Origin of the sequence: Hymenobacter citatus, assembly GCF_014333615.1 — a bacterium.
GTDB lineage: Bacteria > Bacteroidota > Bacteroidia > Cytophagales > Hymenobacteraceae > Hymenobacter > Hymenobacter citatus.
Genome location: NZ_JACSCY010000002.1, coordinates 162,205 through 177,810 on the forward strand (window position 1 = coordinate 162,205; position 15,606 = coordinate 177,810).

General features: G+C 58.4%; 13 protein-coding genes and 1 pseudogene. 3 read left to right on the forward strand and 11 right to left on the reverse strand.

Annotated features, from left to right (window positions below; all coding sequences use genetic code 11):
- Window positions 1–68: 68 nt before the first annotated feature.
- The 7 genes and pseudogenes from H8B15_RS03010 to H8B15_RS03040 form a co-directional block, all read right to left on the reverse strand.
- Window positions 69–1,319: a 5-(carboxyamino)imidazole ribonucleotide synthase gene (locus H8B15_RS03010; protein ID WP_187318183.1), complete on the reverse strand. Its 1,251-nt coding sequence runs from the start codon at window positions 1,317–1,319 to the stop codon at window positions 69–71.
- Window positions 1,316–1,837: a 5-(carboxyamino)imidazole ribonucleotide mutase gene (gene purE, locus H8B15_RS03015; RefSeq protein ID WP_216859059.1), complete on the reverse strand. Its 522-nt coding sequence runs from the start codon at window positions 1,835–1,837 to the stop codon at window positions 1,316–1,318. Before purE ends, H8B15_RS03010 begins: the two co-directional genes overlap by 4 nt.
- A gap of 486 nt (window positions 1,838–2,323) precedes the next feature.
- Window positions 2,324–3,601, reverse strand: a complete 1,278-nt coding sequence (locus H8B15_RS03020) for a dihydroorotase (RefSeq protein ID WP_187318184.1) — start codon at window positions 3,599–3,601, stop codon at window positions 2,324–2,326.
- 203 nt (window positions 3,602–3,804) lie between these two features.
- A complete protein-coding gene (locus H8B15_RS03025) occupies window positions 3,805–4,785 on the reverse strand; it encodes an aspartate carbamoyltransferase catalytic subunit (RefSeq protein WP_187318185.1) in 981 nt (326 codons plus the stop codon).
- Window positions 4,786–5,926: 1,141 nt separating this feature from the next.
- Complete coding sequence (locus H8B15_RS03030) at window positions 5,927–6,889, reverse strand: cation diffusion facilitator family transporter (RefSeq protein WP_187318186.1); 963 nt, start codon at window positions 6,887–6,889, stop codon at window positions 5,927–5,929.
- Window positions 6,886–7,371, reverse strand: a complete 486-nt coding sequence (locus tag H8B15_RS03035) for a transporter substrate-binding domain-containing protein (protein ID WP_187318187.1) — start codon at window positions 7,369–7,371, stop codon at window positions 6,886–6,888. Before H8B15_RS03035 ends, H8B15_RS03030 begins: the two co-directional genes overlap by 4 nt.
- Before the next feature lie 346 nt (window positions 7,372–7,717).
- Window positions 7,718–8,509: pseudogene (locus H8B15_RS03040) on the reverse strand (hypothetical protein); the annotation flags it as partial.
- Between the two features lie 542 nt (window positions 8,510–9,051).
- Here H8B15_RS03040 and H8B15_RS03045 point away from each other — a divergent pair.
- The gene (locus tag H8B15_RS03045) at window positions 9,052–9,963 is read left to right on the forward strand and encodes an LEA type 2 family protein (protein ID WP_187318189.1); all 912 of its coding nucleotides are present in this window, start codon (window positions 9,052–9,054) and stop codon (window positions 9,961–9,963) included.
- Window positions 9,964–10,089: 126 nt separating this feature from the next.
- Here H8B15_RS03045 and H8B15_RS03050 read toward each other — a convergent pair whose 3' ends face one another.
- The 3 genes from H8B15_RS03050 to H8B15_RS03060 form a co-directional block, all read right to left on the reverse strand.
- Window positions 10,090–10,497 carry a hypothetical protein gene (locus H8B15_RS03050; protein ID WP_187318190.1) on the reverse strand — a complete coding sequence of 136 codons (408 nt, stop codon included), beginning with the start codon at window positions 10,495–10,497 and terminating at the stop codon, window positions 10,090–10,092.
- A gap of 36 nt (window positions 10,498–10,533) precedes the next feature.
- Entirely contained in the window at window positions 10,534–11,379 is an 846-nt protein-coding gene (locus H8B15_RS03055; protein WP_187318191.1) for a cyanophycinase, read from the reverse strand.
- A gap of 295 nt (window positions 11,380–11,674) precedes the next feature.
- Window positions 11,675–12,106, reverse strand: coding sequence for a hypothetical protein (locus H8B15_RS03060; protein WP_187318192.1), 432 nt, complete (start codon window positions 12,104–12,106; stop codon window positions 11,675–11,677).
- Window positions 12,107–12,464: 358 nt separating this feature from the next.
- Here H8B15_RS03060 and H8B15_RS03065 point away from each other — a divergent pair, with 358 nt between their 5' ends.
- Both H8B15_RS03065 and H8B15_RS03070 read left to right on the forward strand, forming a co-directional pair.
- The gene (locus H8B15_RS03065) at window positions 12,465–13,157 is read left to right on the forward strand and encodes a YetF domain-containing protein (RefSeq protein WP_187318193.1); all 693 of its coding nucleotides are present in this window, start codon (window positions 12,465–12,467) and stop codon (window positions 13,155–13,157) included.
- Between the two features lie 6 nt (window positions 13,158–13,163).
- Complete coding sequence (locus tag H8B15_RS03070; RefSeq protein ID WP_187318194.1) at window positions 13,164–13,856, forward strand: DUF421 domain-containing protein; 693 nt, start codon at window positions 13,164–13,166, stop codon at window positions 13,854–13,856.
- 64 nt (window positions 13,857–13,920) lie between these two features.
- On the opposite strand, the gene H8B15_RS03075 is transcribed toward H8B15_RS03070, so the two are convergent.
- Window positions 13,921–15,309 (reverse strand): UDP-N-acetylmuramate--L-alanine ligase, encoded by a 1,389-nt coding sequence (locus H8B15_RS03075; RefSeq protein ID WP_187318432.1) that lies wholly within the window; start codon window positions 15,307–15,309, stop codon window positions 13,921–13,923.
- Window positions 15,310–15,606 lie beyond the last annotated feature (297 nt).

A 15,606-nucleotide genomic window follows, 5' to 3' on the forward strand; every position in this document is an offset into this window, starting at 1 on the left:
TGCTATTAAACGAGTGACCTGCTCGATGCACGAAAGCCTGAGATGGTTTTATAATAATGGAAAGATTACTAAATAACGTCCAGCCCCGGCAAGCCAAGCAGGTCTGCAACGCGGCGTGCCATAGTTTTGACAGTGGCAACGTCTGGGCCGGTGATGGTCAGGTGGCCCATTTTACGGCCGGCGCGGGCCTGCGTCTTGCCGTAGAGGTGCAGGTGCGTGCCAGGTAGGCGCAGCACGGCCTGCCAGTCGGGCTCCTGCGGTTGACCGTTGGCATCAAACCACACGTCGCCCAGCAGATTGAGCATGATGGCCGGGGAATGCTGGCGCGGCTGCGGCAAAGGTAGGCCCGCCATGGCGTGCACTTGCAGGTCAAACTGTGAGGCATCACAGGCGTCTATTGTGTAGTGGCCGCTGTTGTGCGGGCGCGGAGCCATTTCGTTGACCACCAGGCCGCCGTGCTCACTGCCGTCTTCCACCACAAAAAACTCGACGCACAACACGCCCACGTAGCCCAGATGCTGCGCAATAGCCACGGCCGCCTCGCGGGCCCTACCAGCTAGGGCGGGTGGCATAGCGCCTTCGTAGGCATGCGTCACGGCCAGAATGCCCGCCACGTGCACGTTGCGCTGCGGGGCAAAGCTGACCACCTGCCCGTCCCAACCCCGCGCCACCAGCACCGAGCACTCAGCCGTGAGCGGCAGCATCTTTTCCAGCACGCAGGCCACGTTGCCCAGCTCGGCCCAGGCGGCCGCTAGCTCCTCGGTGGTTTTCACCCGCACCTGGCCTTTGCCGTCGTAGCCCAAGCGGGCAGTTTTCAGGATGCCGGGTAGCAAATCAGTTCGGTCGGCCTGCACGGCTTGCAGTTGGGCCGACGTTTCAATCACCGCATAGGGCGCGCAGGTCACCCCCGACACGTCGGCGCAGGCCGCGAAGTGGGCTTTTTCCTCGATGCGGTTTTGGGCGATGCCCACTACGGCTGCATTAGGCGCCACGGGTCGGGTCTGGGCCAGCGTGTGCAGGGCTTGGGCCGGCACGTTTTCAAACTCGGTGGTGATGGCCTGGCACAGCTCAGCCAGTTGGGCTAGGCCAGCCGGGTCGCTGTAGGCGGTTTGGATGTGGTGGTGACTCACCAGCCCGGCCGGGCTTTGCGCGTCGGGCTCCAGCACGGCGGTGAAGTACCCCAGGCGCTGGGCGGCGTGCACAAACATGCGGCCCAGCTGGCCACCTCCCATCACGCCGAGGGTAGCCATCCGGCCAGCGGCGTCTACACTACCCGGATAAATGGGGGACACGGCTGCAACGTCGATAGTGGTGCTCATACGGGTAGGGTCATGGCGCGGGCGGCTTCAGTTTGGTCGGCGCGGAATGCTTGCAGCTTAGTTGCCAGGTCTGCATCGTGCAGGGCCAGCACACCGACGGCAAACAGCGCGGCATTGGCCGCCCCGGCCGTGCCAATGGCAAACGTGGCTACTGGTATTCCTTTCGGCATTTGCACGATGCTGTGCAGCGAATCTACCCCCTGCAAGTGGCGGCTGGCTACCGGCACGCCCAGCACGGGCACCGTCGTTTTGGCGGCCAGCATGCCTGGCAGGTGGGCGGCCCCACCCGCGCCGGCAATGATGGCCTGCAAGCCGCGCGCGCCAGCTTGCTCGGCGTAGGCAAACAAATCGTCGGGCATGCGGTGGGCCGACACCACGCGGGCTTCGTGGGCCACGCCAAAGTGCGTGAGAATTTGCACGGCGTGCTGCATGGTGTCCCAGTCGCTGCTGGAACCCATCACCACGCCGATGAGGGGGTTGGTTGGGGTAGGGGTGTTGGAGGAGGAAGTTGTACTCATGAAATTATTTAGTCGTCGTCATGCTGAGCGGAGTCGAAGCATCTCTACTGCTTAGTTAAGGAATCATTCATTGAATCATTTTCCATAGAAAAAGGAGCAGCGCAGCAACTCCTGCTATACCCTTCACACGGTCTGAGAATCTGAGTCGTCGCACATAAGCAACTGCTATTTTCTGAGGCAAAAAATAACCGCGCCATGCGTTGTCAGGGGATGAAAGTGCCCAGATTGTGTTGCAGCTGCTGCACTGATAGTATGCTCCTGCTTCCATAGAAGCATTTGCTGATGATTTTGGGTTTGCAACCACAATCATTTGTCCTGCTGCGCATTTTTTTCGCAAGACTTGACTAAAGGACTCGTAGTCTTGCCAAGTTGCGAATCTAGTAATGCCTTTTGAAAAGCATTTTTTGCACATCGTATTTCAGCAGGGAAAACTATTCAACAAAGCGATAGAGATGCTTCGACAAGCTCAGTCAGACGTTCTACTTATCAGCGCTCCAACAGGATTTCCTCGCCCAAAATCACCATGTCCACGCTGCCTTTCAACGTTTGGTCGATGAAGGGCGTGTTCTGGGATTTAGACTTCATGAAATCCTTCGTGAAAGTCGTTTCCGCTTCGGTGTCGAATAGGAGGCAATTGGCTGGCTGGCCGACTTCGATGGTGGGCACCGGCAGACCCATCAGGCGGCGGGGCTCGGCCGAGTAGCGTTTCACCACCAGGTCCCAGCCGAATTTCTCGGACTGCACAAAGAAGTGGTAGAGCGACACCAGGGCCGTTTCGAGGCCGGTGATGCCGTTGGGGGCGCTGAGGAAATCCTGCGCTTTTTCGAACGGCGTGTGCGGGGCGTGGTCGGTGGCAATGAGGTCGAACACGCCTTCCTTGAGCCCTTCGAGCAGGGCGTCGCAATCGGCCTGCGTGCGCAGCGGCGGGTTCATTTTGTAGTTGGTGTCGTAGTCACCGATGTGCTCGTCGGTGAACAGCAGGTGGTGCGGGGCTACTTCGGCCGTCACCTTCACGTCGCCGCGCGATTTCCAGTAGCGAATGGTTTCCAGGCCGAGCTTGCTGGACACGTGCTGGATGTGCACGTGCGCGCCCGCCGCCTTAGCCAGCCGGATGTCGCGGTCGATGATGATTTCCTCGGCGCACGCCGGCGAGCCTTTGATGCCGAGCCGGTAGCTCATCACGCCTTCGTTCAGGGCACGTGGTCCGGCCAATTCCGGCACCTCGCAGTGGCTGGCAAAGAACATCCCAAACTCGGTGGCGTACTGCATGGCCCGCAGCAGCACGGCCGGGTCATTGGTGCTGTCGCCGTCGTCGGTCAGCATTCGCACGCCGAGCCGGTGCATGCCCTCAATTTCGGCCAGCTCCTTGCCCTCGCGGTTTTTCGTCACGCAGCCGGAGGTATACACCGGAATGCGGGAGCGGTGCTTGGCATTTTCCAGCACGGTATCCACGGCCGTGGCCGAGTCGAGCGCCGGGCGGGTGTTGGGCATCATCACCACGCCGGTTACGCCGCCATTGATGGCCGCCTCGCTGCCCGTGGTGATGGTTTCTTTGTTCTCAAACCCAGGGGCGCGAAAATGCACGTGGGCATCAAACATGCCCGGCAGTAGCACCCGACCGCGCGCGTCGATGATGCGCGCATCCTTGGGAGCCTTCAGTCCAATGCCGATTTCCTGAATTTTCCCTTCGACAATCAGGACATCGCCTTCGGTAAGCACAGGTGAATTTTCAGAGGCAATGCGGACGTTTTGCAGAAGAAGCATGGAGTAGTGAATTGCAGTAAACCGACTAGGTTTTTTGGAAGAGGTAAAGAAAGGGAGGTAGCAAATCTAGAAACTCGAAATTGAACGTCATGCTGAGCGGAGTCGAAGCATCTCGCGTGCTGACTTCTGATTACTAACTCAACGTCAGCACGCGAGATGCTTCGACAGGCTCAGCATGACGTTCTAATCGACTCAAAAGAACGTCAGGATATAATGGCTGGTGAGCTAGCCCGCTGCTGCCCGGCATACGGTTGCTGCTTCGGAAACTCGCCGCCTGGTGTGAGCCAGTCGAGTACGGCCATGCGGACGGAAATGCCATTTTCGACCTGATTGGTAATCAGGCTGCGCTCGTAGTCCATCACGGCGTCGCAGAGCTCCACGCCGCGGTTTACGGGGCCGGGGTGCATGATGTAGAGGCCCCGGTCGCTGATTTCGGCCAGCCGGGCCGTGGTGATGCCGTACACGCGGTGGTACTCGCGCACGCTGGGGAAAAACTGCACATCCTGGCGCTCCATCTGCACGCGCAGCAGGTACACCACATCGGGCGCCCAGGCCATGGCCGCCTCGTAGTCGGTGAAGCGGCGGATGCTGTCCGGTACGTACTTGGGCACCAAAGAGCCCGGCCCGAGGTAGGCCACCTCCACGCCTAACTTTTGCAGCAGCGTGCTGGTAGAGCGCGCCACGCGGGAGTGCAGAATGTCGCCGATGATGAGCACTTTTTTGCCCCGGGGATCCGGGAATTTCTCCTTGATGGTGAAGGCATCCAGCAGGGCCTGGGTAGGGTGCTCGTGCGCCCCGTCGCCGGCGTTGATGACCGAGGCCGTGGTTTGGCGGGCAATCATGCCGGGCAGGCCGGAGTGGCTGTGGCGCACTACAATGTAGTCGGTGCGCATGGCCTGGAGCGTCTCAATGGTTTCGCGCACCGACTCGCCCTTGGTGATGGAGGAGTGAGCCACGTCGAAGTTCGTGACCTCCGCCGAGAGGCGCCGGGCTGCCACCTCGAAGGAGGAGTGCGTGCGGGTGCTGGCCTCGTAGAACAGCATGAGCACGGACTTGCCCTCGAGGGCGGGAATCTTTTTCACCGAGCGGGTGAACAGCTTTTTAAACGACGTGGATTGGTCGAGCAGAAACTCGATTTCCTCACGGTGAAGGGATGCGATGTCGAGCAGGTCTTTACGTGCCATACCGGGGTAGAGGAAAAGGGTGGTCGTCTAGCTAAAACGGACAATATGAAATTTTATCTGTCACTACTCCCGCCGGAGAAAGGGGCTACCACTGTGGGCCGGGGCGGTGGGGCAGCCGCCACGGTTGGGGCAGAAGGTATTGGCATCCATGGGAGGTAGGGGGTAGGATTATCGTTTGGAAGGTAGTGGGCTACGGCGCAGCCGCTGACAAACGCAGCGGGCATAAAAAAACCGTTTCGGAATCCGAAACGGCGGCGGCGCAACACGCAGAAAAAAACAACGAAAATACCAGAGGCAAAACCGGGAAAACCAACGGTGGCGAAGACCTTCCGGCCCATTCGCGACTCCCCGGCGAGCAGGGCTCCGCGCTTCATCAACAGGTTTTTTGGTTGAAGCACAGTGCAAAGCTACGGTATTGTTACGTATTCTTTAAGCATGTGAAGCAAGAATTTCTATTGAGGCGAGTGTACAGATTGCAAACAAAAGGGCCCCAAACCGGGGGGTAATGCGCTATGCGAAAGCGTTTCAGGCTCATCGACGCTCTACCCCTTAGTTGAAAGCTGAGGCTCTGAAATTAAACGATTGGATTGGGCTGGGCTCCTATCTGAAAGGAGGAAAGCGCATCTCAATCAAAATGGAAGGGGCCTTGTAGCGCTTCGTCGCAAAACGATGTTCATATGACCCACGCTGAGCTGAACACAGAGGTGCTATGGGCCACGGTATTTAGTGAAAATCAGCGGGTACTCGCGGCCACACCCGAACCTTTCTGTAGCGGCCCTGTTGTGTTGGTATGTCAGACTCCACTAAACGCGCCCGGGTACGCAAACCCATTGAATCGCCCAGTACCCCTCTCTCTTCGGCAGAACATTTGGCGGCACTCCACGCCCGTGAAGCGGGCAAGACCGTTATGTATCAGGTAGATGCCTGGGGCCACGTGGAAACGCGCTTTGTTCGGTCGCAAAACGTCGAGGCGTGGCTCGCCAAGGGCTTTTTTGTGCGCTAATCCCGCACAACCATTGTGTATCCCCGAAGCTCCGTTAATAAGCGGAGCTTTTTGTTTTCTATACCTGCCGCTCCAAAATGCCGCAACGTGGCTGTTAGGGTAGGAACAGAAACCCTACCCTGATAGCTCTCAGCAGCTCTAGTAGGCACTTTCTTCTTGGGGTAGTTCTGGCACGGGAGTAATGATGAACTCATGAATGCGCCAGTCTAGGTTTTCGATAGTTTGGACGGTGCTGGCAATGTGTTGGATCAGGTTTTCTTCCTGAGTGGGCACCACAAATCCTTCGCCGAGGTAGATATGCCCGTTCTCGCGCATCCGAAACGAAAAGTCCTTAATCCAGCTCTGGCCCGCAAGCGTCTGGCGAACTTGCTCCAGCAATGGGTCAGGCTGTTCTTTGCTCACCGTTTTCGGGATTTGATCCATCAGGTCGAACACGGCCTGCTTTAGAGTGGTGAAGCCATCGTGCACGATATCCACCGCAATAAGCAGGGCCGCGGCCGAATCGGCCCACCACCAGCCACACCCGATGCCTACTACACCGAGCATCGCCGCCGCACCCGACATCCAGTCGGCTTTGTTCATGTCGGCATCGGTATACAGGTTTTTTTCGTGCAGCTTTTTTGACAGTGGCAACTTTTTGCGCCCAAGAATTACCGATGGCACCGTGCTCCACAGCAAGGCCGCTAGCATGACGTACCCAAGCCATATCTGCTGCCCAAACACGACGACTGTGCCAATGGTGGGATGCTCCGTTTTTACCAACGAAATAGAGGAGTCAATTACCAGAAAAACCCCCAAGGCAAACAACGCCAGTGCGCTACAGAGGTAGGCAATGTTCACAACCCGGTGGTAGCCGTAGGGAAACTCCTTGTTCGGCGACTTTAGGAAGACACGCGAGGCCACCTGAAAGGCAATGGGCGGCGTCAGGCTCAATACGTCGTCGTACCAAGCCGTTTTCATAGTTTGCGAGTTGCCCATCGCCAGAAAAATGAAAAGCGCTGACGAGAGGAAGTAGGCAATGGTAAACCACTCCAAGCGCTTGGCCTTCTCAAAATCGGGCACCAACTCTGGCGGAAATTCAAACTGTTTCAGCGTCTTCATGGCTGTCGGTGCTGAGTGGCGGCCTTGTTCTGCTGGTACAGGTAGTTTTCGAGGCGCACGAGGAAGGCATTTTCTCCCTGCATAATGGCCATTACATGCTTCTTGTGGCCTTCCCGATAGGGCCGCGTGAGGCCTATCTTCTCCTGCTTCCAAGGCGTATCATCGGTGATGCCCGCCACCACCAGAGCGTACTGTTTTCTTTTTAGGCCCTCAAAGAGGCCCTGTTCCGTGTCGTTATGCCACCGCACAGTGGCATGCAAGCTTTTTGCAAAGCCTTTTACCAGCTCTGGTTCGATGCCGATGGGGTCCTGGTCAGTTTTTATCACCCAGGGTGGATTATCAGAGTATCCAACTTGTAGTATCCCGTTCTCGACTTTTTGCAAAGTTCTTTCCGGATCTTTCGGGTACTCGGAGCAAGCCGACAGCAGCAACACAAAGGGAAAAAAGAATAGTGTAAACAGGCTTCTTACAGAGTCAATCATGGAAATGGGTCTGCGTGCGAGCAAAGCTACCGTGGGGGTAACGTAAAAGCTTTAGAAGTGATGACACCGTATTAAATGATGCTACCATCGACCTCGGGTGAAATACAAGCCCTCCCGAGGCCAATGGTAACCTCATGCCCACCACGCCCATGGAGTTTTCGCAGAACATAAACTGCTGCCCCGATTTCTGCATGTCGATATCCACCCGCGTGTAGCAGGGTAGTGGCAGCGCCATTTCGCCGTTGGTAAGGTGGCCGCGGTTGAGCTTCGGCGTCACGTGGATGGACAGGCGCAGCTTGCGCATGGCTTCGGCCACAAACTCCGTATCGGAGCAGGCCGAGAGCATATTGCCGCCCATGCCCTGCTGTAGGGTGGCGTAGAACGCATCGGCTTCCTGCCGGCGCTGGGCCACTACCTGAGCGAAGTCTGTGAACGGGGCAGCGTGTTGTGTTTTACACAGGCGCACCCGCACGGTCTGCGCCTGGCCGGCGGCCACAGTCAGGTGGTAGTGCGCAGCTACTTTGGTGCCGCGCTGCGCCGCATTAATGGCCTCCTGGTTGCCCTCTACTAGGTAATCGTTGATGCCGCCCTTGTAGAATTTTCCTTCCGCGGGCCTGTTGTAGAGGCGGACACCCTTGGTGTCGTTGTCGCAAAAAAGCAGCGCCGGACCTTGGTCACAGTAGAGCTGATACTTTCCTAGCTCCGGGTGCGTTAGGCGCACGGTGCCCGGCCCCGTACTGCGCAACTGCGGGCGGGGGTGGTGGTGCTCAAGCATGTAGGAGTGGGTAGGGGTGCTGTCGAGGTAGTAGTAGTGCTCCTTCACATCCTCGCCGTGGTTGCCCTCGCCGTTGGTGAGGCCAAACAGGCGCTCCTTCAGCATCTCATCCTGGCCGTTCCAGAGTCCCACGCCCAAGCACAGCAGCTGCCGCGCGTCGCTCACGCCGCCAATGCCTTCCTCGCCCCAGCGGTAGGCGTAGCTGCGGGCCATGTCGTGGGTGATGTAGTTCCAGGCATTGCCATCAGACGAGTAGTCTTCGCGTACCGTACCCCATTGTCTCTCTGTGAGGTAGGGCCCGAATTTCTTCCAGGCGGCTGTTTCGGCGTGGTCTTCCGCTAATCGTAGGTGTTCTGGGCTCATAGAAAAAGAAGGCGCAACGGGTGCGCGTAGTCAGCATACCAACTTGGCACCCGACAGGCAGTACCGAATGCACGACTTTGGCGGGTGATAGTTCACTGGCCAGGCAGTCGCATCGATGCAAGAAAAAGAGAAAGTGGCACGCCGTAGCACGTATCAGGCGCCAGGTGAAGGGAGGCGTAGCAGGCCTGAATATACAGCGGGAGCCTTGGTCATACGCGGGCTCTAAAAGCTGAGTTTTCGGCGAGCTGAGCCGTAGAAGTGCCTTTTTTTGCTGCCGTTGAGGTTAGCGGAAGTGGCACTACGAGCGGGAGGGGCTACAGACGTACTGTGCTGCATGGCTGGCAACCCAAGAGGTCGGGTCAGCGAGAAAAACACTTAGTGTAAAATCCCTATTTGTCCACGGCAGATTACGGGTTTTCCGGACAGTGGCCTGCGCAAGCCGGGGCGTATAGCCAATAGGCAGAAGGTAGCAGCGCGGCTTCTTGCCAGCTGGCCATCCGTTGGCTGCTCTACCACCGCGTTTCCTTACCCTCCCTTTGGCTATGGCTACTGCTTCTTCCGCCCGTCGTCACCCGGTGCGCACCGGCTTCCTTGTGCTGATTGGGGTGCTGTTGGTAGGTGGTGGTGTTGCCTACTTCGCTACCGATAAAGGCAAGGACTTGCTGCCTACCCTGGAGCAGCCGACGCTCAACATCAGCAACGTTAGCCGCGAAAAAATTGAGGGCCAGATGGTGGTGCGGCTGCGCAACCACGCACCCCTCACGCTCCGCATCGACAGTTTGCGCTACGTGACCCGCGTAGATGGGAAGCAACTGGCGCAGGGCCACAAAAGCCAACCGCTTGTGGTCCAAAAAAACGCCGCCAACCGTCTAGCGCTGCCGCTGGTGTTGAACCTGCCCGAACTAACCCGCAAAGCCAAAGAAGCCCAGCGCGACTGCGTAACGGTGCACATGCACACCGTGCTCTACGCCGATTTGCCCGGCGTAGGGCCGCAGGAGCTGCCGGTAGATGTGCGCAAGCGCGTATACATTCCGAAGTTGCCCAAAATTGAGGTAGCCGATGTGGACGTGACCAAGCTAGGCCTGAAAAACGGCGAAGCGGTAGTACACCTGCGCGTGACGAACTATGAGTCGATTCCATTCACAGTGAAGCAAGTGAACTACCGTTTCCAGATAGAAGACGACCTCGACGTGAAGGGCCAGGAAACCAGGAATGTTACGTTTCGCAAGAAGGGCACCGAGCTGATGCCCATTCACGTTCGGTTCGACACCAAGTCGATGCCGAAGGTGCTGTTCAAGTCTCTTTTCAAGGCCAAGAAAACCGACTATAAACTCACGGGCACCGCCACTGTGGCGGCCGGCGAGGCCAGCGCCCGCGACGCTACTATGCGCTTCAACAGCACCGGCACTGTGAAGGACCTGAAGGAGCTGACCAAAGCCGATAAGGAAAAGTGAAAGCCGAATGGCACCTGCACAAAGTCGGTCTAACGGGATGCCTCCCGTGGGGCACCTTCCTCAGCTGGCACAGCCGAGCGAGTGTAGAAAGGGCAGAAGTTCTACCTGAATACAAAAAGCACAGCACTAGACCTTGACAGCCGTTTGCATGTCTACTGCCTCTGGTTGGAGCAGGCTACCTAGCAGCTGGCGCACAGTAGCCACGTTTGCCACAGCGTAGCGGGTCAGCGAGCGGGGCGTGGGGCCTACCTTCAGGGTATATGCTTCTGGAGGTAGGGCCGCAAAGGTGTCCTCGTCGGTACGGTCGTCGCCTAGGGCCATGCTGTCGGCGCGCAGTTGCTCACGTACGTGGTCCTGCTCGGCGGGCTCGTCTACGGAGAGGCCGGGCCAGCCTACCCACACGTTGCCCTCGGCCCGGTAGATGGAGCCCAAGCCCGTGGCCAGCCCGCCTTCGCTGGGCTGAAAGGTGAGGCCCGTGGCCGTGCGCTGTATTTTGGTAGGTAGGCGGTTGGAAATGATGATGGTTCTGGACATCAGTCGAAAGCGATAGGCAGGGTAGGACAGAAGACCTTATTCTGCCTCGTTGAAATCCGGCAGCGTGAAGCGCTGGCCCTTGGAAAGTAAGTGCAGGCGCAGGTCGCGGATGGAAAACACCTCGCCGGGCGCAATGTCGGGGATGGTGTTGCCGGTGCAATGATGCCCATCGAGCACTACCACTATGCCGTTGCCGATAACCTCCACCTCGCGGCCTTTGCTTATCAATACCGCCGTGTCTTCTTCCAGCCCCAGGCCAATGCAGCCGGGGTTGGTAGCAATAATCTGGGCCATGCGCACGATGCGGCCACGGGCAATAAAGTGGGTGTCGATGGCCACATCGCGCAGCAGTTGCAGGCCGGTGGTGATGTGAATTTCGTCTTTGACAAACCTGGCATCGTTGCGGCCTTGGTAGATCATGGGTGTGCTCATGGCCGTGGCCCCGGCGCTGGTGCCGGCAATAAGCAGGGGCTCGTGGAGGTAGCGCTCGGTGAGGCGGTGCAGCAGCTGGGTGCCGCCAAGCAAGGCCGTGAGGCGCAGCTGGTCGCCGCCCGTAAACAGCACCCCGTCGGCCCGGTTGAGAACGTCCAGCGCCTCGGGGCTGTTGGCCTGCTCGCGGCTCTGTATGTCGAGCACTTCCACTTGCTCAATTCCCAGGGAGGAAAACACCTCTACGTAGTCCTGCGCTGCCGCGGCAGCGTCTTCGGCCGCCGTGGGGATGACCACGATGATGCGGGAGCCGTGTAGTTCATCCACAAAGCGCTGCAAAATAAAATCGGCCGATCTATCGTGGTCCGATGCGTGCTCATCGGTCTTGTGGCGCTGTTCGTGGCCGCCAATAGCCAGTAGGCGGCCCTTTGGTGGTGGGGTATGGGTAGGCATGAAGGGAAGGCAAGGAAAAGAGAGGCAGCAAACACGCTCCTACCCGCTGTAGTGGGTAGGAGCGTGCACACTAATAGTTTGGGGACAACAACGGCGGCGTGGTAGCCAACCACGTCCCCAGCCCTTCGATACGGGGTGCCGTAAGGACGGACTCAGCTTGTTGTACGGTGCGAAAAGCCAGCTGGAAACGTCAAAAACACGGATTCGGCACAGGAGAAATGCGTATTTTCTTCAACGAGTACTAGTGCTTTCAGTCGGTGGGTAAGACGCTGCCTACCCCTCGCCACCCGCAGGTTCAGTTTGCCGGCGTGCCTGCGTACCCTACGGGGGGGAGCTGCCACAGCCGCCCGCCGCCGGTAGGCAAGCACTGCAGGCGATAGTAGCCACGAAGCCGCTGCCCGGCAAAGGCGAGACGGAGCATGCCGCGGGCCAGTTGGGTGCGCAGCTGGGCGCCAGCGCCAGCGGCCGGTATCACTTGAACCGAGCCGGTTTCCAGGCACCGTAAAGAGGGCGTAGCATTCTCGATAGCGAATTGCCAGAGTAGGACCGGGTGCTTGGCTACCTGCTGTAGTGGTTGAGACAACACCCAGCTAGCCACCACCCCCGTGCCATCTTCCAGTACCAGCTCATGGTAGGTAGGAATACTGGGCGAGCAGCGAATAGCAAAGCAAAGAGCCAGGTGGGGTGGTACTACCACTACATCGGCAAACATGAGTTCGGGATTCATAGCGAGGGTAGGACGAGATAGAAGCATGCTCTGTATAACGGTACCTGCCCCGATACAGCGGTACAGAAAATACGGATTTCCGAAGGCGCATTCTCTCGTATACTCCGAATTTGTACCTAATACGCTCAGCAGAAATTGTCTAAAATATTGATAAGAAGAGAGTTGATTAGTACGTATTTTCTGCGAAACACCCCTTTGGGCAACGCTTGACCATAACTATTAGACGCGCCAAGCAGTAAAGCGTTGGTGGTTAAACGATAGGTAGTGAGACTGTCCTAGTACCTGAGCCAATACGCTAATGCCGCGGCGGTAGCGCGCTTGCCGGCGGGTGATGGAAGGGGAGGGCCTCACACAGGATATGAAGAAAGAGGAGATACAGATAACCGATTGGCAACGCATTCTGCTGGGGCAGGCCCCAGTTGAGTTTCTGTTGGAAGTGGTTGTGCGCACGCTCATCATCTACTTGGTGCTGGTGCTGGCCATGCGCGTGTTGGGTAAGCGCATGAATGCGCAACTCTCAGTGGCCGAGCTGTCGGTGATGATTATGCTGGGGGGCATTGTATCGGTGCCCATGCAGGTACCCAACCGGGGGCTACTGCACGGTATACTGGTGCTATCGTGCATGGTGGGTATGTACCGGGGCATCAACTGGCTGGCCTACCGGTTTCGGCGCGTCGAGCAGCTGACCCAGGGCAACCTGCACATCGTCGTCACCGATGGCGTGCTGGATCTGGAAGCCATGACCCGCGTCCGGCTCTCGCGGCAGCAGCTGTTTGCCAACCTGCGCGCCGCCGAAATGCAGCAGCTTGGGCAGGTGAAGCGGGTGTATATGGAGGCCAATGGTAAGTTCAGCATCTACCCGCAGGAGCCGCCCCGCCCCGGATTATCGCTCCTGCCCGAGAAAGATCCGGCCATTCGGCAGGCCGAACCTGAAGACAGCGCCGTGAAAGTCTGCCTGCAGTGCGGCCACCCCGAGCCGGCCGACCACAAGCCCTGGCAATGCCCGCACTGCGGCCACCAGCACTGGACATATGGGGTACATACGCTCTGATTTGTTATGAAACCAGAAGACATTCACCTCACCGATTGGCTCCGCATCTTGGTAGGCGAAGTGCCGGTTAGCTTCTACCTCGAAGCCATGCTGCGCGTGGTGTTCATCTACGTGCTGCTGCTGGTCTGCATGCGCCTCATGGGTAGCCGCATGGGCTCGGTACTGACCCGCAACGAGATGGTAGCCATGGTGTCGTTGGCGGCGGCCAATGGCGTTGCCCTCATGGCCCCCGACCGCGGCCTGCTGCCGGTGGTAGTGGTGGCGGCCATCATTGTAGGCTACCAGCGCCTGATTGCGTGGTGGGCACTCCGTAGCAAGAAGTTTGAGAGTGTGGTGCTAGATGATGTGCGCATACTGGTGCAGGATGGTTGCTTGGAGCTTAATGGACTGCAAAACAGTGTATTGTCGCGGGAACAAATGCTCTCGAAGCTGCGGCAGGCCAGTGTTGCCAACCTAGGTATGGTGCAACGTGCCTACCAAGAGGCCAGCGGATCATTTTCTATCCTGACGTTCACAGCGCCACGGCCCGGCCTGTCCATTCTGCCAACAGAAGACACGGCTTTTCGGGACGAGCAGCAGAAAGCCGAGGACCAATTTGCCTGCGCCAGCTGTGGCCACCTGGAGTCCGATAAGCAAGCCCCTGCCCACCAGTGTACCCGCTGCGGCGAGCAGGAGTGGCAGCCCGCCGTGCTAGGGTAGGAGGCGGCCAAGCGCAGGCCATTGAACTACCCCAGCACAGCGGCTGCCACAGTCACATTTGTCTTTACTTATCAACCACCTCTGTTGCTAAGGCTGTCAGATCCAGCCCATCAAACGTACCAGAGGTCATCATCAGCAGATTGGTGTCTTGCCAGTGTTGTTGATGCAGAAACTCAGCCAGGGCCTTGCTATCGGTGAAAACCTGCAAATCGGGGCGTTGGAAAGCCTGCTGCACAGCCTCAGGGGGTAGGGCCGGTAAGCGCTTGTGCTCCAGCACGTGCGGGTTGAAATACACCACTGCTACGTCGGGCGCGTCGAAGGTATGGGCGTATTGGGGTAGGAAAGCCGGGTTGAGCGAGCTGAATGTATGCAGCTCCAGGCAGGCCACCAGACGCCGTTTCGGGAACTGCTGCTTCAGGGCCGTGGCGGTGGCTTTCAGCTTGCTGGGTGAGTGCGCAAAGTCCTTGTATACCACCGAATCCTGGCCCTCGCGTACCAGCTCCAGGCGGCGTGCAGCGCCTTTGAAAGTGGCAATGGCTTCGTAAAAATCCTTGCCTTTGATGCCTAACTGCTTGCAGACCTCCTTGGCTGCCGAGATGTTGCGCAGGTTGTGCGCGCCAAACACCTGCACCGGCACCTGCTCGTCGCGCTTGGTGAGAAGGTAGGTCTTGCCGTCGCGCAGCACGTGCTCGTGCGGGCCGTAGCCCACGTACTTCACGTCGGGCGAGGTAGGCACGGTCACGAGCTGCACCTGCTCGTCGTCCTGGTCGTAGATGAGGGTGCCGGCCTTGGGCGTCATCTCCGCGAAGATTTTGAACTGCTCGCGGTAGATTTCCTCCGTCGGAAACACGTTGATGTGGTCCCAGCTAATGCCGGAAATCACGCCGATGTGGTGCTGGTAGAGGTGAAACTTCGGCCGTCGGTCGATGGGCGACGACAGGTACTCATCGCCCTCGATGATGATAATGGGCGCATCCTCCGTGAGCTGCACCATCAGATCGAAGCCCGCCAGCTGGGCACCCACGGCGTAGTCGAACTTGCGCTGGTGGTAGCGCAACACGTGCAGAATCAGCGAGGTGATGCTGGTTTTGCCGTGCGAGCCGCCAATCACGATGCGCTGCTTGTCCTTGCTGGCCTCGTAGATGAACTCCGGGAACGAGTACACGCGCAGGCCCAACTCCTGAGCGCGCAGCAGCTCGGGGTTGTCGGGGCGGGCGTGCATGCCCACAATCACGGCGTCGAGGTCGGCGGTTATTTTCTCCGGAAACCAGCCTTCTGCAGCCGGCAGCAAGCCGGCGGCTTGTAGGCGGCTTTTGGCTGGCTCAAATATCTCGTCGTCGGAGCCCGTGACGTGGGTACCGCGCTGGCGCAGGGCCAGGGCCAGATTGTGCATGATGCTGCCGCCGGTAGCAATCAGATGAAGGCGCTGGAAGGAGGAGGGGGTAGCAGGCATTGGGTAAGCAAAACGATAGGCAAGCAGATGGGCGGCAAAGGTAGGCAGATAGAACATACCAGCCAGGGTAGAGGTTAGGAAGGAAGTAGTTGGCGAAGGCTGGTTATGATTAGAGCAGGCGCGGCGTGCGGTTGCCTACCAACGCAACCAATCAATTGCTCCCAGCGTCTGGCTGGCACGCAGCAAGGAACATAGTAAAAGAAACTGTATTTCCCACACCTGTTTTCTTCGCGTTAGCCGTTAGTTTTGTACCCCTTTTGCCCGGCCTGGCCGGGTGCGTGCCGGGCACGTCCGACT